This window comes from Mesorhizobium sp. B2-3-2 (genome assembly GCF_006442295.1).
Lineage (GTDB): Bacteria > Pseudomonadota > Alphaproteobacteria > Rhizobiales > Rhizobiaceae > Mesorhizobium.
Genome location: NZ_VFWA01000003.1, coordinates 456,514 through 475,493 on the forward strand (window position 1 = coordinate 456,514; position 18,980 = coordinate 475,493).

Annotated in this window: 18 protein-coding genes and 1 pseudogene; 11 read left to right on the top strand and 8 right to left on the bottom strand. The window is 64.3% G+C overall.

Annotation, left to right across the window (positions count from 1 at the left end; all coding sequences use genetic code 11):
• The first annotated feature begins 108 nt into the window (after positions 1–108).
• Both FJ964_RS10835 and FJ964_RS10840 read left to right on the top strand, forming a co-directional pair.
• On the top strand, positions 109–1,356 hold the full coding sequence (locus FJ964_RS10835) for an aromatic ring-hydroxylating dioxygenase subunit alpha (protein ID WP_140550378.1): 1,248 nt from the start codon (positions 109–111) through the stop codon (positions 1,354–1,356).
• 19 nt (positions 1,357–1,375) lie between these two features.
• Positions 1,376–2,476: a hybrid-cluster NAD(P)-dependent oxidoreductase gene (locus FJ964_RS10840; protein ID WP_140550379.1), complete on the top strand. Its 1,101-nt coding sequence runs from the start codon at positions 1,376–1,378 to the stop codon at positions 2,474–2,476.
• Positions 2,477–2,597: 121 nt separating this feature from the next.
• Here the strand turns inward: FJ964_RS10840 and FJ964_RS10845 are convergent, their stop codons facing one another.
• The 6 genes from FJ964_RS10845 to FJ964_RS10870 form a co-directional block, all read right to left on the bottom strand.
• Positions 2,598–3,380: a ferredoxin reductase gene (locus FJ964_RS10845; RefSeq protein WP_140550380.1), complete on the bottom strand. Its 783-nt coding sequence runs from the start codon at positions 3,378–3,380 to the stop codon at positions 2,598–2,600.
• The gene (locus tag FJ964_RS10850; RefSeq protein ID WP_140550381.1) at positions 3,377–3,988 is read right to left on the bottom strand and encodes a molybdopterin-dependent oxidoreductase; all 612 of its coding nucleotides are present in this window, start codon (positions 3,986–3,988) and stop codon (positions 3,377–3,379) included. The genes FJ964_RS10845 and FJ964_RS10850 overlap by 4 nt, the downstream gene beginning before the upstream one ends.
• Before the next feature lie 158 nt (positions 3,989–4,146).
• Positions 4,147–5,694 (bottom strand): DegQ family serine endoprotease, encoded by a 1,548-nt coding sequence (locus FJ964_RS10855; RefSeq protein ID WP_140550382.1) that lies wholly within the window; start codon positions 5,692–5,694, stop codon positions 4,147–4,149.
• A 195-nt stretch (positions 5,695–5,889) separates the two neighbouring features.
• Entirely contained in the window at positions 5,890–6,609 is a 720-nt protein-coding gene (locus FJ964_RS10860; protein ID WP_140550383.1) for an MBL fold metallo-hydrolase, read from the bottom strand.
• Positions 6,610–6,679: 70 nt separating this feature from the next.
• Positions 6,680–7,846, bottom strand: a complete 1,167-nt coding sequence (locus FJ964_RS10865; RefSeq protein ID WP_140550384.1) for a diphosphate--fructose-6-phosphate 1-phosphotransferase — start codon at positions 7,844–7,846, stop codon at positions 6,680–6,682.
• Positions 7,847–7,956: 110 nt separating this feature from the next.
• On the bottom strand, positions 7,957–8,724 hold the full coding sequence (locus FJ964_RS10870) for a L,D-transpeptidase (protein WP_140550385.1): 768 nt from the start codon (positions 8,722–8,724) through the stop codon (positions 7,957–7,959).
• Between the two features lie 137 nt (positions 8,725–8,861).
• On the opposite strand from FJ964_RS10870, the gene FJ964_RS30955 reads away from it, so the two are divergent.
• The 4 genes and pseudogenes from FJ964_RS30955 (at position 8,862) to xylB (ending at position 12,800) form a co-directional block, all read left to right on the top strand.
• Complete coding sequence (locus FJ964_RS30955; protein ID WP_181172440.1) at positions 8,862–9,086, top strand: hypothetical protein; 225 nt, start codon at positions 8,862–8,864, stop codon at positions 9,084–9,086.
• 148 nt (positions 9,087–9,234) lie between these two features.
• A complete protein-coding gene (locus FJ964_RS10880; RefSeq protein ID WP_140550386.1) occupies positions 9,235–9,858 on the top strand; it encodes a LysE family translocator in 624 nt (207 codons plus the stop codon).
• A gap of 108 nt (positions 9,859–9,966) precedes the next feature.
• Positions 9,967–11,264, top strand: a pseudogene (locus FJ964_RS31780) (tetratricopeptide repeat protein).
• 81 nt (positions 11,265–11,345) lie between these two features.
• Positions 11,346–12,800 (top strand): xylulokinase, encoded by a 1,455-nt coding sequence (gene xylB, locus FJ964_RS10890; protein ID WP_140550499.1) that lies wholly within the window; start codon positions 11,346–11,348, stop codon positions 12,798–12,800.
• Positions 12,801–12,997: 197 nt separating this feature from the next.
• Here xylB and FJ964_RS10900 read toward each other — a convergent pair whose 3' ends face one another.
• The gene (locus FJ964_RS10900; RefSeq protein ID WP_140550388.1) at positions 12,998–13,360 is read right to left on the bottom strand and encodes a nuclear transport factor 2 family protein; all 363 of its coding nucleotides are present in this window, start codon (positions 13,358–13,360) and stop codon (positions 12,998–13,000) included.
• A gap of 108 nt (positions 13,361–13,468) precedes the next feature.
• On the opposite strand from FJ964_RS10900, the gene xylA reads away from it, so the two are divergent.
• The gene (gene xylA / locus FJ964_RS10905; protein ID WP_140550389.1) at positions 13,469–14,794 is read left to right on the top strand and encodes a xylose isomerase; all 1,326 of its coding nucleotides are present in this window, start codon (positions 13,469–13,471) and stop codon (positions 14,792–14,794) included.
• 194 nt (positions 14,795–14,988) lie between these two features.
• Positions 14,989–15,198, top strand: a complete 210-nt coding sequence (locus tag FJ964_RS10910; protein ID WP_140550390.1) for a hypothetical protein — start codon at positions 14,989–14,991, stop codon at positions 15,196–15,198.
• Positions 15,199–15,255: 57 nt separating this feature from the next.
• Here FJ964_RS10910 and FJ964_RS10915 read toward each other — a convergent pair whose 3' ends face one another.
• Positions 15,256–16,236, bottom strand: a complete 981-nt coding sequence (locus FJ964_RS10915) for a GlxA family transcriptional regulator (RefSeq protein WP_140550391.1) — start codon at positions 16,234–16,236, stop codon at positions 15,256–15,258.
• 79 nt (positions 16,237–16,315) lie between these two features.
• Between FJ964_RS10915 and FJ964_RS10920 the strand changes: the two genes are divergently transcribed.
• Genes FJ964_RS10920 through FJ964_RS10930 form a run of 3 tightly spaced genes read left to right on the top strand, consistent with a single transcriptional unit; the run spans position 16,316 to position 18,976 of the window.
• Positions 16,316–17,233: a 3-keto-5-aminohexanoate cleavage protein gene (locus FJ964_RS10920; RefSeq protein WP_140550392.1), complete on the top strand. Its 918-nt coding sequence runs from the start codon at positions 16,316–16,318 to the stop codon at positions 17,231–17,233.
• Positions 17,234–17,255: 22 nt separating this feature from the next.
• Positions 17,256–17,879, top strand: coding sequence for an HD domain-containing protein (locus FJ964_RS10925; protein ID WP_140550393.1), 624 nt, complete (start codon positions 17,256–17,258; stop codon positions 17,877–17,879).
• 2 nt (positions 17,880–17,881) lie between these two features.
• Positions 17,882–18,976: a 3-hydroxyacyl-CoA dehydrogenase NAD-binding domain-containing protein gene (locus FJ964_RS10930; protein ID WP_140550394.1), complete on the top strand. Its 1,095-nt coding sequence runs from the start codon at positions 17,882–17,884 to the stop codon at positions 18,974–18,976.
• Positions 18,977–18,980 lie beyond the last annotated feature (4 nt).

Here is an 18,980-nt window from a genome sequence, read left to right on the forward strand (position 1 = left end):
GGCGGATGGTGCATGTCCGGCGCAAGCCGGCGCGCGGCTTGATCCTTCCTCTCTCCCCTCCGTTCAGTCCTTCAATGCGAGGACAGGACTTCAATGCGAGGACAGGACATGGATGCGCGCAACGACATGCTGAAACGGCTGCAAGGCCGCAGGGACGGCTTCTCACTCGAGCAGCCCTTCTATACCGACGCCGAATACTTCAAGCTCGATATGGAGCTGATCTGGTACCGCGACTGGCTGTTCATCGGTCATGATTGCGAACTGCCCAGGCCCGGCAGCTTCATCACCGTGCAGATCGGCGACTATCCTGTGGTGCTGGTGCGCGACCAGAAGGGCAACATCAACGCCTTCCACAATTCTTGCCGCCATCGCGGCAGCCGCGTCTGCAACACCGACAAGGGCACGGCGGCGAAGCTCGTCTGCCCCTACCATCAGTGGACCTACGAACTGGACGGCAGGCTGCTGTTCGCCAGGCAGATGGCCGAGGGTTTCGACAAGAGCCAGTTCGGCCTGAAGCCGGTCGCCTGCGAAAGCGTCGGCGGCTACATCTTCATTTGCCTCGCCGACGAGCCGGCGGATTTCGTGCCGATGCGGACGATGATCGAACCCTATTTGCTGCCGCATCGGCTGCGCGAAGCAAAGGTCGCCTTCGAGAGCACCATCGTCGAGAAGGGCAATTGGAAGCTGGTCTGGGAAAACAACCGCGAATGCTATCATTGCGCCGGCAACCATCCGGAGCTCTGCAAGACCTTTCCTGAGGCGCCGACCGTGACCGGCGTGCAAGGCGCCGACAGCGACCCGGAGATGCTGGCTCACTGGGCCAAATGCGAGGCCGCCGGCCTGCCGAGCAGATTCCGCATCGACCCGGCCGGGCAATACCGTGCCACCCGCGCGCCGCTGCTGCGCGATGCCGTCAGTTACACGATGACGGGAAAACGCGCGGTCAAGAAGAACCTGTCCGACAGCGTTGCCACCGACCGCATCGGCTCGTTGCTGCTCTATCACTATCCTACGACCTGGAACCACATCCTCGGCGACCACGCCGTCACCTTCCGGGTGCTGCCGATCAGCGCCACCGAGACCGCGGTGACGACCAAATGGCTGGTTCACAAGGACGCGGTCGAGGGTGTCGACTACGATCTCGCCGAGCTCACCCATGTCTGGACCGAGACCAACGACCAAGACCGCCGCATCGTCGAGGAAAACGCCTTCGGCATCCTGTCGCCGGCCTATGAACCCGGCCCCTATTCCGAACTGCACGAAGGCGGCGTCATCCAGTTCGTGGACTGGTACGCGCGTTTCATCGGTCCGCGCCTCGCCGAAGGCGGCCGGCCGGCCCTGCGCAGCGTTGCTTGAGAGGTGAGGGATGAATGCGATGACGGATCTCGGCCTCTATCGCCATCTCGATCAGATGACGCCCTGGAACGACAGGCTCCAGGTGCTGGAAGTGATCGGCGTGAGCGATGAGGCGCCTGATGTAAAGACCTTCACCTTCCGCTCCGATAACCAGACCTGGTTCCGCTACAAGCCGGGCCAGTTCGTGACGCTGGAACTGCCGATAGCGGATGGGCCGCTGATGCGCACCTACACGCTGTCGTCTTCGCCCTCGCGGCCGTTCTCGATCGCGGTGACGGTGAAGGCGCAGGCCGGCAGCACCGGCACGCGCTGGATGTTCGACCATTTGAGGCCCGGTTCGCACGTCAAGGCCTATGGGCCGGCCGGAGACTTTTCGCTGCACAGCCACCCGGCAGCCAAATATCTGTTCATCTCGGCCGGCTCCGGCGTGACGCCGATGATGTCTATGCTGCGCTGGCTGAACGACTGCGCGCCATGGACCGATGTCGGCTTCGTCAATTGCGCGCGCCGGCCCGAAGAGATCATCTTCCGCAAGGAACTGGAATTGCTCGGCAGCCGCATGCCAGGCCTGTCGCTCGGCTTCATGATCGAGGAACGGTCGAGCCGGGAGGGTTGGTTCGGCCATATGGGCCGCATCGACGCCATCCGGCTGCCGCTCTTGGCGCCCGACTTCCGCGACCGGGAAATCTTCTGCTGCGGCCCCGACCCCTTCATGCGTGCCGTGCGCGGCATGCTTGAAGCCGCCGGCTTCGACATTGCGAAATACCATCAGGAAAGCTTTGCAGCGCCTCTGACGGAGGAAATTCCGGCGCCGTTCGCCTCGCCGGCTGGAGACGGCGCGGCCATTCCTGTCGAAGCCGCGACGCCGGTCCGGTTCTTGCTTTCGGATGTCGATGCCGCATGCGTCGCCGGCCAGACGGTGCTGCAGACGGCGCGCGCCTCGGGAGTCAGAATCCCCGCCGCGTGCGAATTCGGCCTGTGCGGAACCTGCAAGGTCAAGAAGGTCTCGGGCGATGTCGAGATGAGCCACAATGGCGGCATCCTCGATCACGAGATCGAGGATGGCTTCATCCTCGCCTGCTGCTCCAAGCCGCTTTCGGCGCTTGACATCGAGGCGTGACCGGCGGCGAAGCCGCTTCTTCTTGCCAGGAGGGTTTCGGACCTCGCCGCTGCAAGGCTGGGACGGGCGAGAATCCAGCCCGCGTGCAGCCGCAGCCAAGGAGCGGCGCCAGGCGGACATCTCAGACGCCGTAGCGTTCCGTCCGGATGACATCCGCCGGAACGCCGGCATCGATCAACGCCTGGGCGGCGGCGGAGACGAATGCATTGGAGCCGCAGACAAAGGCGAGGCCGGGCGGCCGGCGCAGCCGCGCCATGGATCGCACCATCATGGCGACGTCGACCCGCCGGGAATAATCCGCCGGGCGGCGCGCAGCCTCACGCGTCAGGGTCAGCACAAGGTTGAAGCCGTTGCCGCGATCGTCGAGGCCGATCAATTCGTCACGAAAGATGACTTCGTCCCACACGCGCGCCGAAAAGACGAGGACGACGGGCACTGTCAATCGTCGCGCGGCGCGATGGCGGACCATCGACATCAAGGGCACGACGCCGGAGCCGCCGCCGACCAGCAGGAGCGGTCCCTCATCGTCATCGGGCCAGATGAAATGTCCGCCGAGCGGGCCGCGCAGCTCGATCTCGTCGCCCACCGCGGCGACCTCGTGGAAGAAGGGAGAGACCTCGCCGTCCTCGAGCCTTTCGATCGCCAGTTCGATCACCGGACCGGCCTCCGGCGCGGAGGCGATGGAATAGGCGCGGCGCGCCTGATAGCCGTCGGGCGCGGTCAATCTGACATCGACATGCTGTCCGGCCCGGTAGGCAAACGGCCGCGACGGCTCGAAGAAAAAGCTGGTGACACGCGGCGTGCGCTTTTCGACGCGGACGATCCTGGCTGTCTGCCAGGGCGACCCCGTCTGCCCAGGCGACTCCGTCTGCCCAGGTGATTGTACCGATGGCACCTCGCTCATGGATCGTCCGTATAGCGCTGTTCGCGCCACGGGTCGCCATAGATGTGATAGCCGCGCAGTTCCCAGAAGCCGGGCTCGTCGCGTTCGGTGAATTGCAGGCCATTCAGCCATTTGGCCGATTTCCAGAAATAGAGATGCGGGACGAGCAGCCGCGCCGGGCCACCATGGTCCGGCGTGATCGGCTTGCCTTCATAAAGCAGCGCCACCATCGCCTTGCCGGCGGTGAGATCCTTTGTCGGCACGTTGGTGGTGTAGCCGTCGAAGGACAGCGCCAGCGTGAAGGCGGTCGGCGGCTCGATACCGGCATCGGCAAGGATATCGTCGACCAGCACGCCCTGCCAGGCCGTGTTGAATTTGGTCCACGCGGTCACGCAATGGATGTCGCGCGTCATCTTGCTCAGCGGCAATGCGTTGAACTCGGCCCAATTCCACTTCTTGATCGGGCGCGGTCCGTGCTTCAGCGTGAACGACCAGTCCTCGGTGCGCAGGTGCGGCGTCGGTCCCGCCGACAGCACCGGAAATCCTTGCTCGAGATACTGGCCGGGCGGGATGCGCGCGTCGCCATCCGTCGGTGGACGCCGCCCTGAAAAGAAACCTCGCGTGACCATTGCGGCAATCCCCTGCGTCGGATGTCGAGCCTTGTGTCGGCCATACGCAGTGTTCTCGAAGAAGCGGTGGCGGGCAACCTTTATCTTGGCGGGCGCGGCAGGCTCGTCCAGGCGACGACCGAGCCTGCCGCGCCCGCCTTTACCTCAACGGCCATCTTTCAGCCATTGGCGAAGGGCACGGCGACATAGATCTGGGCGTCGCCTCGTTCCACCAGCAGCAGCACCGATTTGCGGCCTGACTTGCCGGCCTGCGCGATCGCTTGGGTTACCTGTTTCGCGCTCTTGACCGGAGCCTGGTTGACGGCGACGATGACATCGCCCGGCTGGATGCCGGCAGCCGCTGCCGGCTTGTCGGGGTTGACGCTGGCGACCACCGCGCCGTGCTCGTTGTCGGCGAGGTTCATCTGCTGGCGAATGTCGGGCGTGATGTCCATCAGGCCGAGGCCTATCGCCGGCGCGCGTCGGCCCTGCTCGACGCCCGGCGCGCCGGAGTCGTCGGTCGATGCCGACTTCACATCGTCGCCGTTGCGCCCGACCTCGACGGAGATCTGCATGGCCTTGCCCTTGCGCCAGACCTCGAGCGATTCCTTGGCGCCGGGCGAGACGTCCGCCACCGCCCGTGACAGGTCCTTGGGATCCTTCACGTCCTGACCGGCGAAGCTGGTGATGACGTCGCCGGTTTCGATGCCGGCGCTTGCCGCGGGCGAGCCGTCATTGACTCGCGAAACAAGTGCGCCACCGGCATGGTCGAGGCCGATGGCATTGGCTACATCGGGCGTTACCGGCTGGATCTCGACGCCGAGATAGCCATACTGGATGGAGCCGTCCTTCATCAACTTGGCGACCACCTTTTCGGCCTGGTCGGACGGAATGGCGAAGCCGACGCCGACGCTGCCGCCATTGGGCGAATAGATCGCCGTGTTGATGCCGACGACATGGCCGCTCACATCCACCAGCGGACCGCCGGAATTGCCGTGGTTGATCGGTGCGTCGATCTGGATGAAATTGTCGAACGGTCCGCTGTGCAGATCGCGACCGCGGGCCGAAACGATGCCGGCGGTGACCGTGGTGCCGATGCCGAACGGGTTACCGATCGCCAGCACCTGGTCGCCGGTCATCAGCCGGTCGGAATCACCCCATTTGATGGTCGGCAATGGCTTGCTCGCCTTGACCTTGAGCACGGCGAGATCGTTCTTGGCGTCGCGGCCGACGAGCTTGGCCGGAAGCTCGGTTCCGTCGTCGAGCGTCACCTTGATCGAGGAAGCGCCGTCGACGACGTGATTATTGGTGACGATGGTGCCATCGGCACTGACAATGAAGCCGGAGCCGAGCGCTTCGGACCGCGGTCCCTGCCGCTGCGGCGGCGTCTTTGGCATCGGCATGCCCTGATCGCCGAAGAACTGGCGGAAATAGTCGTCGAAGGGCGAGTTGCCATCGAAAGGCGAAGCGTCGCCCATTGCTTCCGACTGTGTTTTCATGACCGTGGTGACGGTCACGACAGCCGGCTTGGCCGTGGCCACGACCGGAGCGAATGAACCGTTGGGAGCAGTTATCCCGGGAACCGGGGTTTGGGTGGTCGCAACCGCGTTGCTCGTGCCGGCACCGCCGGAATTCTGAGCGAATGAGACGACAACGGGGGAGATAATAAGCGCGGCGCCCAGCAGGGCGGCGACGCGATGTCTGCGAAGAATATCGAAAGGTGACATGGTCGTTCTGTCCGGGCGAGAGTTGATCCTGGGCCGCGGATGGTTCTGGGAAACATCCGTCGGCTGTCGACAGCCGGATTGCCTGTCTCGCCGCGCATGGCAGCCGGCCGGATCGACAAACCAGCATCTAGGGTGCGGATTGGCCCGATTTAGGGTTTTCGGGCGACCTTACGAAGATTTAATTTTAGAGCCGGCTTATGGACAAGCCGCTCGGCTGAGATAGGCCGAGGCGATGTCGCGCATGCGCTCGCCGTCGAAACTCGGGCCGTGACCGCCATGGCCGATGCGGACCGGCAGATCGAGCAGGCGCCGCATGGTGAGGCGATAGGCCGACTTGTCGGAGTCCGGCAGGTCGTCGATCAGCCGGTCGTCATAGATGGCGTCGCCGCTGAAGAACAGGCCGTCTGCTTCGTCGAACAGCGCGATCGAATCCGGCGAATGCCCGGGCAGATGCAGCACGCGGAAGCGGCGATCGCCGAGATCGACGACGTCGCCCTCATCGAGGGTGCGCGTCAGCGGCGCTGGCGGGATCTTGTAATCCGCAGCCTTCCAGCCCGGCGCCGGCAGTTGCGAGACGGCGCCGTTGAGGTCATGGAACATGTAGGCGTAGGTCGCCGCCTCATCCATGCTCTCGAATTGCGCGGCGCTCATCCTCGGTCCCGCGCGCAGCGGGAATTCATGCAGCGAGCCGACATGGTCGAGATGGATGTGGGTGGCGACGACGATGAGCGGTTTGCCGGCCCGGGTTTCGATCTCCGGCGCCAGCGGGCGGATGCCCATGCCGGTATCGACCAAAAGGTCGGCGTCGCGGCCGGTGAGGTGCCATATGTTGGCGCGCACATAGGCATGCACGAACGGCTCGGTCAGCATGGTCGTCTTGTCGTCGACGATGCTCCTGCTGAACCAGTTCTCCATCAGAAGCGGCCCGGCATCAAGTGTGAGCCTGGCATCAGGTGTGAGCCTGGCATCAGGTGTGAGCCTGGGATCAGACGAAGGGCTTTCCGACCTTGTATTTTTCCGGCACCAGCCGCTTCAGGTAAGCCATGCCGGCGTCGGACAAATGGTTGGCGTCCGGCTTCATGAAGTTCTCGGGCATGTGACGGGTCTTGCCGGCCACGTTCTTCAGCGGCACCTTCTTCAGCACGGTTTTGGTGCCGTCATATTGCAGCGCCACGGAGCCGCCGCCCTGTTCGGCCACGGTGACCGCGAAAGCTCCCGCGTCGAACGCCTCCTGCGCGTCGACGGCACTGATGGCGCCGACATAGCCGCGCGGCATGTAGCCCAGCGCATCGACGCGGGCGCGCTTGCCTGGCAGCCCTTCGGCGAGCGCCCGCTCGAGTGCTGCCGGCAGGTCGCTGCCCGACAGCTTGACGTTGCCGTGCTGGTCGCGCTCCAGCTTTTCCGGCGGCACCAGGCTTTCAACCAGCGCCTTGCCGTCGGCGGTGCTGACCCCTTCCGAGACGGCGACGATGCAGCGCTTATGACGGTCGAGCGTGGCGCGCACGTCTTCGATGAAGGCGGCGGCCGAGAACGGCCGCTCCGGCACGTAGACGAGATGCGGACCGCTGTCGGGATCGAGCTGCCAGGCCGCGGCCGCGGCCGTGAGGAAGCCGGCGTGCCGGCCCATGACGATGCCTACATAAATGCCGGGCAGAGCGCGGAAATCGAGATCGACGGACAGGAAAGCGCCGGCGACGAACTCGGCCGCCGAGATGAAGCCCGGCGTGTGGTCGTTCTCCTCGAGATCATTGTCGATGGTCTTGGGCGCGTGGACGAAGGCGATCTTGCCGCCGGCGGCATCGGTCAGGATCTGCTGCGTGCCCGACGTGTCATTGCCGCCGATATAGATGAAGGCATCCGCGCCGGCCTTCCTCAGGCCGTCGAGGACGACCTCGCAATAGGCTGCATCCGGCTTGTCGCGCGTCGAGCCAAGGGCCGCGCTCGGCGTTCCGGCGATCAGCCGCAGGCGATCTTCCGGGACGGCGGAGAGATCGACATAATTGCCGTCGCGGATACCGCGCACGCCATGGATGGAGCCCAGGACCTTGGCGCCGGGATGCCGCTTGCGGATCTCCAGCGTCGCTCCGACCACGGTCTGGTTGATGACGGCCGTCGGGCCGCCGCCCTGCGCGATGACGAAAGTTCCGGCCATTGGTGAAATTCTCCCGGGCGATTGAATTTCAGGCACCTTCGCCTGTCTTTGGCCATCGCGCAACGGCAGAAACGACCGGCCACGCCGGCGGCCGGGAGGTGAGGCATTAGCTAGACGACGACGACCTGGTTCTTCTTGGAAACGCGGCTGTAGAGGTCGATGATGTCCTGGTTGATCAAGCGCACGCAGCCCGACGACATGGCCTGGCCGATGCTCCACCATTCGGGCGAACCATGGATGCGGTAGCCGGTGTCCTTGCCGTCCTGATAGATATAGAGCGCGCGAGCGCCGAGCGGGTTGGTGAGGCCGCCGGGCTGGCCGCCCTGCCATTTTACCAATTCCGGTTTGCGGGCGATCATTTCCGGCGGCGGGGTCCAGGTCGGCCATTCCCTTCCGTACTGGATGTTGGCGCGGCCGGACCAGCGGAAGCCGTCCTTGCCGATGCCGACCCCGTAGCGGATGGCATCGCCCCCCGGCTGGACAAGATAGAGCATGCGCTCGTTGAGATGAACGACGATGGTGCCGGGCGCTTCGCCCGTCTGGTCGACGACGATCTGGCGGCGGAATTCCGGCTTGATCTTGAGGTAGGGCACCTCAGGCACATTGAAGCCGCCGTCGCTCAGGGATGCGTACATGAGGTCGGGGCTGGTGATGTTCTTGTCGACGCTGATGCTCGGCCGGATCGGCCGCAGCGAACCGGTGACCGTGTCGTCGAGCTCGAGCGCCGGCAGGCCGCCGCCCGAAGTCGAGCAGCCGGCGACGCCGAGCAAGGCCAATGCCCCTGCCCCGGATAAAACGGCGCGGCGGGAGAGAAGACTATCGGTTTCGATTGCTTGGCCGTTTCGCGGCGGCCTCAGACCTTGCGGCAACTCACGCATGTACCCAACCCTACGCTGTCGGCGGGAAGCACGGTCCGGCCGGATGACAGGCATTTTCATCATTCATGGTTGATAAAGCGTGAAGGCCTTGCGCCGCCTGCATTTGCGGGCTGGCTGGGCGCCGTGGCGCCCCTTCCGTGATCGCCAACCAGCGTCGCCTGCACAAAATCACCTCGGTCGGGGTCATAATCCCGGCACCGGTGCTTCCTACCTCTCCTGGTGACCAGCGAGGGGGTTCCATGTGCAAGACCTTAAAAACCGACATCAAGCTTTTTGCCGCGGCCATTGTCTCGGCTGCGACAGTTCTCGGTGCCAATGTCAGCCTTGCCGATGTCGTGGCCATGCTGGGCGGCGCGAACTGACGCCGAGTTGCCATTGGCGGCATTGAATGCCGGCGGTTTCAGAAATATGCGAGGCGGTTCTCCGTCCGGAGTTGCGTGGAAACAAACCTCTTTACATTCTCCCGGGCCCAAGGATTTATCCTCTTCTTTGAGCTCAAGGGAGACGAGCATGTCCTTCGAAAACTGGGCCGCCTTCGCTGCCGCCTCGACCATTCTCCTTGTCATTCCGGGACCAACCATCCTTCTGGTCGTGTCCTATGCGCTCGGCCAGGGCTGGCGCACCGCACTGCCGATGGCTGTCGGCGTGGCGCTGGGCGACTTCACGGCGATGACCTTGTCGATGCTGGGCATCGGCGCCCTGCTGGCGGCTTCGGCCACCGTCTTCACGATCCTGAAGCTGATCGGCGCGGCCTATCTGGTCTATCTCGGCGTAAAACTGTTCCGCGCCGGCGGCGCGCTCAAGGCCGAGCCGCGCACCGATGCCGTGTCCTCCGCCAGGATGACGGGGCATGCCTGGCTGGTCACCGCGCTCAACCCGAAAAGCATCACCTTCTTCGTCGCCTTCCTGCCGCAGTTCCTCGACCGGCACGCCGATTTCTGGACGCAGATGCTGATCTTCGAGACGACCTTCCTGGCGCTCGCCTTCGCCAATGCCTTCGGCTACGCGCTGATCGCGTCGCGGGCGCGCAACCTTGTGCGCAACCCCAGGGCGATCCGCGTCTTCAACCGCACAGGCGGCACGCTGCTGGTCGGCGCCGGCATCGCCACGGTGGCAATGCGTTCGGGGAATTGAGGACACGCGCCGCCAGCTTGAGTTGATGAGGTCCGACCTCTTCGGTTGGCGGTCCGACCGTCGATGCTCTAGCATCTGATTTCGATCAGCAGGACGTCGAAAGTCGGTATGGCGATCAAGGATGCATTCGGCCTGACATTTTCGGGCGCGACGGAAGCGGGGTTCATGCCCTACAGCCAGGCGCTGCGCGAATTGCAATGTTTCGTCGGCGATCCCGTCGGCTCAGTCGACCGCGCCATCGCGCAGGATCCCGGCTTCGTCATGGCGCATGTGCTGAAGGGCTACCTGTTCGGCCTGGCCACCGAGCGCGAGGCGACGGCTATCGCAAGCGCATGTCACGCGGCGGCGCTGCCGCTTGCGGCAACAATGCGCGAAAAGGCGCATGTCGCGGCTCTCGGCCATCTCGCCGACGGGCGCTGGCACGACGCCGCCGGCGTTCTGGAGGACATCGCCATCGAGACGCCGCTCGACGCACTTGCATTGCAGGCCGGCCACCAGATCGATTTCTTCACCGGCAATGCGCGTATGCTGCGCGACCGCATAGCCCGCGCCCTGCCGTCCTGGAGCAGCGACATGCCCGGCTATCACGCCATTCTCGGCATGCAGGCCTTCGGGTTGAGACGTTCGGGCGGACCGCGGTCGAGATCGAGCCGCGCGACGGCTGGGCGCAGCATGCCGTTGCCCATGTGATGGAGATGCAAAGCCGGCAAAGGGACGGCATTGCCTGGATGCGGGCCAACCCGGACGCGTGGACGAAGGAGAGCTTTCTCCAGGTGCACAATTGGTGGCATCTGGCATTGTTTCATTATGATCTCGGCGAGGCCGACGAGGTGCTGGCGCTCTATGACGGGCCGGTCTACGGCACCCGCTCGACGCTGGCGCTCAACATGGTCGATGCCTCGGCGATCCTGTGGCGGCTGCATCTGGGCGGCGTCGATGTCGGCGATCGCTGGGCAACGCTCGCCGCCAGTTGGCTGCCAAAGGCAGGCGCCGGCAACTACGCCCTCAACGACGTGCATGCGATGATGGCCTTTGTCGGCGCCGGCCTGGAGGCGCCGGCACACACCCTGCTCGAGGCTCAGCGTGAGGCGATGCGCGGCAGCGACGACAATGCCGCCTTCACCCGGGACGTCGGCTATCCGCTGGCGCGGGCGACCGAAGCGTTCGGCAAGGGCGATTTCGGCGAGACCGTGCGCCTGATCCGGCCGATCCGGGCGATCGCACACCGTTTCGGCGGCAGCCACGCGCAACGCGACATCATCGATCTCACCTTGATCGAGGCGGCGTTGCGGGCCGGCGACGGTGCCCTGGCGAAGGCGTTGGCAGCCGAGCGTGCGCTGGCCCGGCCGGACAGTCCGCTGTCGGCATTGTTTTCGCGACGCGCGATCGATTTGTCAGAGAATTGACCCGCGACGGATCTTGCCTTAAAAACTGGCTCGGCCAGATTTTTTCGAGATCCGAAAAAAATAATGGCAGGGGAGGAAACCATGTATCTCGGCCTCGACCTGGGCACGTCGGGCGTCAAGGCGCTGCTGATCGATGCCGGACAGACCATCATCGGTTCCGGCCATGGCGCGCTCGATGTTTCGCGGCCGCATCCCGGCTGGTCCGAACAGGATCCGGACCACTGGATACGCGCCTGCGAAGACGCAATCACCGAACTGAAGGCCTCCCATCCCCGGCAGTTCGCGGCGGTGAAAGGCATTGGCCTATCCGGCCAGATGCATGGCGCGACCTTGCTCGATTCCTCTGACAAGGTGCTGCGCCCCTGCATCCTGTGGAACGATACGCGCAGCCATGTCGAGGCGGCCGCGCTCGACGCCGACCCGCGGTTTCGCGAGCTGACCGGCAACATCGTCTTTCCCGGTTTCACCGCGCCGAAGCTCGCCTGGGTGAAGAACAACGAACCCGCCGTCTTCGCCAAGGTGGCCAAGGTGCTGCTGCCCAAGGATTTCCTGCGGCTATGGCTGACCGGCGAGCATATTTCGGAAATGTCGGATTCGGCCGGCACTTCCTGGCTCGACGTCGGCAAGCGACGCTGGTCCGCCGACCTGCTCGCGGCGACGTCGCTCGATGAAAAGCACATGCCGTCCCTGGTCGAGGGTACGCAGAAGGCCGGTGGGCTGCGCGCCGAGCTGGCGTCGACATGGGGCGTTGAAGCCGGCATCCCGATTGCCGGCGGCGCCGGCGACAATGCGGCTTCCGCCTGCGGCATGGGCACGGTCCGTGCCGGCCATGCCTTCGTGTCGCTGGGCACGTCGGGCGTGCTGTTTGCCGCCAACGCATCCTATTTGCCCAACCCGGCAAGCGCGGTCCACACTTTCTGCCACGCGCTGCCCAATACCTGGCACCAGATGGGCGTCATCCTGTCGGCGACCGATTCGCTCAACTGGCTCTCGGAAATCTCGGGCAAGAGCGCCGGCGACCTGACCGGAGAACTTGGCGACACGCTGAAGGCGCCGACCGGCGTATCCTTCCTGCCCTATCTCTCGGGCGAGCGTACGCCGCACAATGATTCTGTCATTCGGGGCTCCTTCACCGGACTGGCGCATGAATCGAGCCGCGCCGTGCTGACCCAGGCCGTGCTTGAAGGCGTGGCGTTCGCCTTCCGCGACAGCCTCGAAGCGTTGCGGACGGCCGGCACGAGCTTGACACGCGTGACGGCGATCGGCGGCGGCTCGCGTTCGCGCTACTGGCTGAAGGCGATCGCCACCGCGCTTCAGGTGCCGGTGGATATCCCGGCTGACGGCGATTTCGGCGCCGCCTTCGGCGCGGCCAGGCTGGGGCTGATCGCGGCGACAGGCACCGATCCGCTCAGCATCTGCACGGCACCGAGGACGGATGCGACCATTGAGCCGGATGCCAAGCTCGGTGGCGCCTACGCCGATGCCTATCAACGATATCGGGCGCTGTACCCGGCCATCAAGGGCGCCACGGCGTGAGTCTGCGTGAGGCGCCCCCCTCTGCCCTGCAGGGCATCTCCCCCTCAAGGGGGGAGATCGGCAGGCTTGGCGATGCCTCATTTCTTTCCACGTTGGTCGTTGGCGAAAGTCTGCGTGACAGCCAATCTCCCCCCTTGAGGGGGAGATGGCCGGCAGGCCAGAGGGGGGCGCCTAGCGCCCATCCTAACAGCAAAGCCTCACTGCGCAGGAACCTTATCCAGAAACCCGGTGATGCTCTTCAGGCGGCCGTTCTCGATGATGCCGATATCGGTGCCTTCGATGACGGAAGGCGTGCCTTCCGGGCCGAGGTTCCAGGAAAAGCGGATCTTGTCGGCAAACCCGTCCGGTGTGCCTTTCAGCGAAAAGCGGAAGCCGGCAAAGCGCTGCTGCACGCCGTCGATCAGCGCCGCGATGCCTTCATGGCCGTCGCCTTGCATAATGGGATCGCGATAGCTGACGTCTTCGGTGAAGGTCGCCCTGAGCAGGGCCTGACGGCGCGCGGCGTCGCTCTCGTTCCAGGCGGTGATGTAGCTTTCGGCGATCTTGTTGAGATCGGTCATGATCTGTCTCCTTCGTTGGCTTTGACATGACCTTTTTCGCCCAATGGAAGAACGGAACCAATTACGCCTGAGGTAATCGGCGGAACCATTTCGAAGAGGAAGGAAACCATGAGCAGCGGCTTTTTCGGCGACATCCAGAAGATCAAATATGAGGGGCCGGATTCGACCAATCCGCTGGCTTACCGGTTCTACAACCCGGACGAGCTGGTGGCCGGCAAGCGGCTGGAAGACCATCTGCGCTTCGCCGTGGCCTACTGGCATTCCTTCGCCTGGCCGGGTGGTGATCCGTTCGGCGGCCAGACCTTCGATCGGCCGTGGTTCCCCAAGGCCGGCGGCGTCGATACGATGGAACTGGCAAAACTGAAAGCAGATGTAGCCTTCGAGATGTTCTCGCTGCTCGGCGTGCCCTATTTCTGCTTCCACGACGCCGACGTGCGGCCCGAGGGTAAGGATTTTTCACAAAGTTCCGCCCGCCTCGACGAAATCGCGGACTATTTCGCCACCAAGATGAAGCAGACCGGCGTCAAGCTCCTGTGGGGCACGGCGAACCTGTTCTCCCACCGCCGCTTCATGTCGGGTGCCGCGACAAACCCCGATCCGGATGTGTTTGCCTATGCGGCGGCGACGGTGAAGAGCTGCATCGACGTCACCAAGCGGCTGAAGGGCGAGAATTATGTGCTTTGGGGCGGACGCGAGGGCTACGAGACGCTGCTCAACACAGATCTTGCCCGCGAGCAGGAGCAGGCCGGCCGTTTCCTCAACCTCGTCGTCGACTACAAGCATAAGATCGGCTTCAAGGGCACCATCCTGATCGAGCCGAAGCCGCAGGAGCCGACAAAACACCAGTATGACTACGATGTCGCGACCGTTTATGGTTTCCTCAAGCGCTTCGGCCTGGAGAAGGAGGTCAAGCTCAATATCGAGCAGGGCCACGCCATCCTGGCCGGCCATTCCTTCGAGCACGAACTGGCGTTGGCCAACGCGCTCGGCATCTTCGGCTCGATCGACATGAACCGCAACGACTACCAGTCGGGCTGGGACACCGACCAGTTCCCCAACAACGTGCCGGAGATGGCGCTGGCCTATTACCAGGTCCTGCAGGCGGGCGGCTTCAAGACCGGCGGCACCAATTTCGACGCCAAGCTGCGCCGCCAGTCGCTCGATCCGCAGGATCTGCTGATCGGCCATATCGGCGGCATGGATGCCTGCGCGCGCGGCCTGAAAGCGGCCGCCAAGATGGTCGAAGACAAGGCGCTGTCGGCTCCGCTTGCCGAGCGCTACGCGGGCTGGAACAGCGCCGAGGCCAAAGCGATGCTTGCCGGCAAGCGTACGCTGGAGGACATCGCCGAGCGCGTCGTGAAGAAGAAGATCGAGCCGCAGCCGCGCTCCGGCCGCCAGGAACTGCTGGAGAACATCGTCAACCGCTATGTGTGAGAAACGATTCGCCGGAAATCCTCACTGACAGCCGGATTTGATGCCTAGAATCGTTTGCGCTCGGGGCCAAGACCAACAGCAAGGTTTTGCCCCGCATCGCCCCTCAATCGCCTCGCTCTTGCCTTCAAACGGCCGTCACGAATCTCCTATAAGAAGGGCTCGTGGCGGGAGAGGAAAGAAGGAGGCGAAACGATATGCAGCACGAACGTGAAATCGACGCCCTGCTCTCAAATGGCGAGGCCGGGTCGATCATCGACCGGCTGATGGCAATGCCGCATCCGAAGGATGGCGCGCGCCGCTCCAACGAATGGGACCGCGCCGTTGCCAGCCGTTTCGAGACCCATCTGGCAAGACAGATGCGCTCGCAGATCGATAGTGGCGGCGACCGGCAGAACGCTGCCTGATCAACCGCTTCCCACCCTCGGGTCAAGCCCGTGGGCATGCTTTGCGCGACATGCACGTCAACCCCGGCGCAGCCTGACCGGCGCCTCGCCGAAAGCTCTTGAAAACGCTCTCGAAAATGCCGCGGCGGACGAAAATCCCGTCCGCCCGGCAATGTCGGCCATCGTCACCCTGGTGTCGACCACCAGCCGGCGCGCCGCGCCCAGGCGCAATCTGAGATAATAGGCGCCCGGCGTCTCGCCGATCGACTTGCGGAAGATGCTCTCCAGTGTCCGCGCCGTAACCCCGGCGCGCTTTGCAACGGCGGCAACCGTCAACGGCTGGTCGACATGCGCTTCCATCAGCCGGATGGCTTGCGCCAGGCGCGGGTCATAGCCGTCGAGCCGGCCAAGCGAGACCAGCGGCTGTGCGTCGGTGGCCGCACGGGCCTGGTCGTAAATGAAGACGCTCGCCACATCGAGCGCCACGGCCATGCCAAGGCGGGTGCGAACGAGGTGCAGCATCAGGTCGAAGGTCGGCGAGGCGCCGCCCGAGGTGAAGACCGGCCCGTCGATGACGTAACGGTCCGGGCGGACGTCGACGCCGGGAAAGGCGGTCGAAAACTCCTCCATGTCTTCCCAGTGGGTGGTGGCGCTGCGGCCTTCGAGCAAGCCGGCCCGCGCGACCAGCCATGTACCGGCCTCGACGCCGCCGCACGCGCGGGCCATCCGTGCCGCACGGCGCAGACCCGAGAGCAGAGCCGACGTCGCATAATTCTGCGTGCCGAAACCGGCGACGACGACAAGAACGTCGGTCGGCTCGGCCGCATCGAAGCGGCCGCTGACCGCCACCGGCAGGCCGCAGGTGGTGACCGGCGCCTCGCCTGTTACGGAAACCAGCTTGAAATCGAACAATGTCTCGCCGGATATGCGGTTGGCGGCGCGCAGCGGGTCGACCGCCGAGGCCACGCACATGATGGACGAGCCGGAAAACACCAGCAGCGTCACCTTGAGCGGCGAGCGCTCGGCGCGAAAGATCGTCAATTTTTCGCCTTTAGTCATGGAAGCTTCGTAAAACGCAAAGCAGTTTTCGGCAAGCCGGGCGATGCTTGGCGCCTGTTTCGATTGGGAGGAGAGTTTCATGCCGCTTGCGATGAACCGGGAGGTTTTCATTACCTGTGCCGTGACCGGGTCCGGCGGCACGCAGGACCGCAGCCCGCATGTGCCGCGCTCGCCCAAAGAGATCGCCGATTCAGCCATCGACGCGGCCAAGGCGGGTGCGGCAATCGTCCACTGCCATGTGCGCGACCCCGAAACCGGCAAGCCCCGGCGCGACGTTCATCTCTACCGCGAAGTGACCGAGCGCATCCGCGAGGCAAATGTCGACGTGGTGCTGAACCTCACCGCCGGCATGGGTGGCGACATGGTGTTCGGCTCGCCCGAGGCGCCGCTGCCGCTGAATGAAAAGGGCACCGACATGGGCGGCGCCACCAACCGCATGGAGCATGTGCGCCAGTGCCTGCCGGAAATCTGCACGCTCGACTGCGGCACCATGAACTTCGCCGAGGCCGACTATGTCATGACCAACACGCCCGGCATGCTGCGCGCCATGGGCGGCATGATGACCGCGCTCGGCGTCAAGCCGGAGATCGAGGCCTTCGACACCGGCCATCTGTGGTTCGCCAAGCAGTTGGTCGAGGAAAAGGTGCTGAAGCCGGATGCGCTGGTGCAGCTCTGCATGGGCGTGCCCTGGGGGGCGCCTGACGACCTCAACACCTTCATGGCCATGGTCAATAACGTGCCGTCGAGCTGGAGCTGGTCGGCCTTTTCGATCGGCCGCAATCAGATGGCCTATGCCGCCGCCGCGGTGCTGGCCGGCGGCAATGTCCGCGTCGGGCTCGAAGACAATCTCTGGCTCGACAAGGGCGTGCTGGCGACCAATGCGCAGTTGGTCGAGCGCGCCGCCAGCATCGTCACCAATCTCGGCGCCAGGATCCTCGGCCCGGAAGAGGTGCGCAAGAAGCTGAACCTGACGAAGCGGGCGCCGCTGGCGGCATAAATTATTCGCAGGGAGGGTCGATATGGCTACCGTAAAATTCACGGCGATGAAGGATGGCGACAGGGAAGACTACGAATTCCTGACCGCGCACGAGATCGACTATGCCGCCAGGACCGGCGAGCGGCTGCTCGACGCGCTGGTGCAGCTCGACGAGGGCCTGTCGGGCTACAAGATCACCCGCCTCGGCCATTCGCTGCAGGCGGCGACGCGGGCCTGGCGTGATGGCGCCGACACCGACTGGATCGCCTGCGCCTTGCTGCATGACATCGGCGATATCTACGCGCCCTACAATCACGACGAATATGCCGCCTCGATCCTGAAACCCTTCGTGCGCGAGCAATGCACCTGGGTGGTGGAAAAGCACGGCGACTTCCAGCGCCTCTATTATGCCCATCATCTCGGCGGCAACCGCCACGCGCGCGACCGCTTCGCCGGCCATGCCTATTTCGAGGATTGCGACCAGTTTTGCGAGCGCTGGGACCAGTCGAGCTTCGATCCGGACTACGAGACGCTGCCGATCGAGTTCTTCCGGCCTTTCGTGCTCGAAGTCTTCGCCCGCAAGGCCTACGACCCATCGGTGATCCGTGCGGGCGAGCGCGTGCCTCTGTCGGATCCACAGACAGCCAGCAAAAGAACCGGAGCCTGACAATGAGCATCATCAACAAGGCGGCCGCCATCGGCGGCGGTGTCATCGGCGCCGGCTGGGTGGCGCGGCTGCTCCTCAATGGCATCGACGTGTCGATCTTCGATCCCGATCCCGAAGCCTCGCGCAAGGTCTCAGAAGTGATGAAGGGCGCGCGCCGCGCCTATAAGCAGATGGTTCCAGGCGGCCTGCCGAAGGAGGGCAGACTGACCTTCGCCAAGACCATCGCCGAGGCGGCCGCCGACGCCGATTTCATCCAGGAAAGCGTGCCGGAACGGCTCGACCTCAAGCACAAGGTGCTGGCCGAGATCGACACCCATGCGCCGGCCAACGCCATCGTCGGCTCGTCCACATCAGGCATCAAGCCGACCGATATGCAGGTGGCGATGAAGAAGCATCCGGAGCGGCTGGTCGTCGGCCACCCGTTCAACCCGGTCTATCTCCTGCCGTTGGTCGAGATCGTCGGCGGCGACCAGACCTTTCCCGAGGCGATCGAGGTCGCCAGGGAGATCTATGCCTCGATTGGCATGAAGCCTGTCGTCATTCGCAAGGAAATCGAGGCCTTTGTCGGCGATCGTCTGCTGGAAGCCGCCTGGCGCGAGGCGCTGTGGCTGATCAAGGACGGGATCTGCACCGTCGAGGAACTGGACGACATCATGCGCTATGGCTTCGGCCTGCGCTGGGCGCAGATGGGCATGTTCCAGGTCTATCGCGTCGCCGGCGGCGAAGCCGGCATGCGCCATTTCATGGCGCAGTTCGGCCCTTGCCTGAAATGGCCGTGGACCAAGCTGATGGACGTACCGGAGTTCAACGACGAGCTGGTCGACCTGATCGCCACGCAGTCGGACGACCAGGCGCATGGCCTGTCGATTCGGGAACTGGAAAAGATCCGCGACGACAATCTGGTCGCCATCATGGATGCGCTCTCGAAGCAGAACAAGGGCAAGGGCTGGGGCGCAGGCGCACTGCACAAGGACTATACTAGGCAGTTGGCTAAGCTGGCGGCGAAAAAGCCGGCTGCGTCCAAGGCGGCCGAGAAGGGGAAGGCCTCCAAGCCGGTGAAGAAGGCGGAAAAGCCAAAGAAAAAGAAGAAAGGCTGAGACC

Excerpts from the sequence above, each read along its gene's own strand:
- FJ964_RS10870 (WP_140550385.1), bottom strand. The coding sequence starts at position 8,724 with ATGCGTGAGTTGCCGCAAGGTCTGAGGCCGCCGCGAAACGGCCAAGCA.
- xylB (WP_140550499.1), top strand. The coding sequence starts at position 11,346 with ATGTATCTCGGCCTCGACCTGGGCACGTCGGGCGTCAAGGCGCTGCTG.
- FJ964_RS10900 (WP_140550388.1), bottom strand. The coding sequence starts at position 13,360 with ATGACCGATCTCAACAAGATCGCCGAAAGCTACATCACCGCCTGGAAC.
- FJ964_RS10915 (WP_140550391.1), bottom strand. The coding sequence starts at position 16,236 with ATGACTAAAGGCGAAAAATTGACGATCTTTCGCGCCGAGCGCTCGCCG.
- xylA (WP_140550389.1), top strand. The coding sequence starts at position 13,469 with ATGAGCAGCGGCTTTTTCGGCGACATCCAGAAGATCAAATATGAGGGG.
- FJ964_RS10860 (WP_140550383.1), bottom strand. The coding sequence starts at position 6,609 with ATGGAGAACTGGTTCAGCAGGAGCATCGTCGACGACAAGACGACCATG.
- FJ964_RS10910 (WP_140550390.1), top strand. The coding sequence starts at position 14,989 with ATGCAGCACGAACGTGAAATCGACGCCCTGCTCTCAAATGGCGAGGCC.
- FJ964_RS10880 (WP_140550386.1), top strand. The coding sequence starts at position 9,235 with ATGTCCTTCGAAAACTGGGCCGCCTTCGCTGCCGCCTCGACCATTCTC.
- FJ964_RS10930 (WP_140550394.1), top strand. The coding sequence starts at position 17,882 with ATGAGCATCATCAACAAGGCGGCCGCCATCGGCGGCGGTGTCATCGGC.
- FJ964_RS10925 (WP_140550393.1), top strand. The coding sequence starts at position 17,256 with ATGGCTACCGTAAAATTCACGGCGATGAAGGATGGCGACAGGGAAGAC.
- FJ964_RS10855 (WP_140550382.1), bottom strand. The coding sequence starts at position 5,694 with ATGTCACCTTTCGATATTCTTCGCAGACATCGCGTCGCCGCCCTGCTG.
- FJ964_RS10920 (WP_140550392.1), top strand. The coding sequence starts at position 16,316 with ATGCCGCTTGCGATGAACCGGGAGGTTTTCATTACCTGTGCCGTGACC.
- FJ964_RS10865 (WP_140550384.1), bottom strand. The coding sequence starts at position 7,846 with ATGGCCGGAACTTTCGTCATCGCGCAGGGCGGCGGCCCGACGGCCGTC.
- FJ964_RS10840 (WP_140550379.1), top strand. The coding sequence starts at position 1,376 with ATGACGGATCTCGGCCTCTATCGCCATCTCGATCAGATGACGCCCTGG.
- FJ964_RS10835 (WP_140550378.1), top strand. The coding sequence starts at position 109 with ATGGATGCGCGCAACGACATGCTGAAACGGCTGCAAGGCCGCAGGGAC.
- FJ964_RS10850 (WP_140550381.1), bottom strand. The coding sequence starts at position 3,988 with ATGGTCACGCGAGGTTTCTTTTCAGGGCGGCGTCCACCGACGGATGGC.
- FJ964_RS10845 (WP_140550380.1), bottom strand. The coding sequence starts at position 3,380 with ATGAGCGAGGTGCCATCGGTACAATCACCTGGGCAGACGGAGTCGCCT.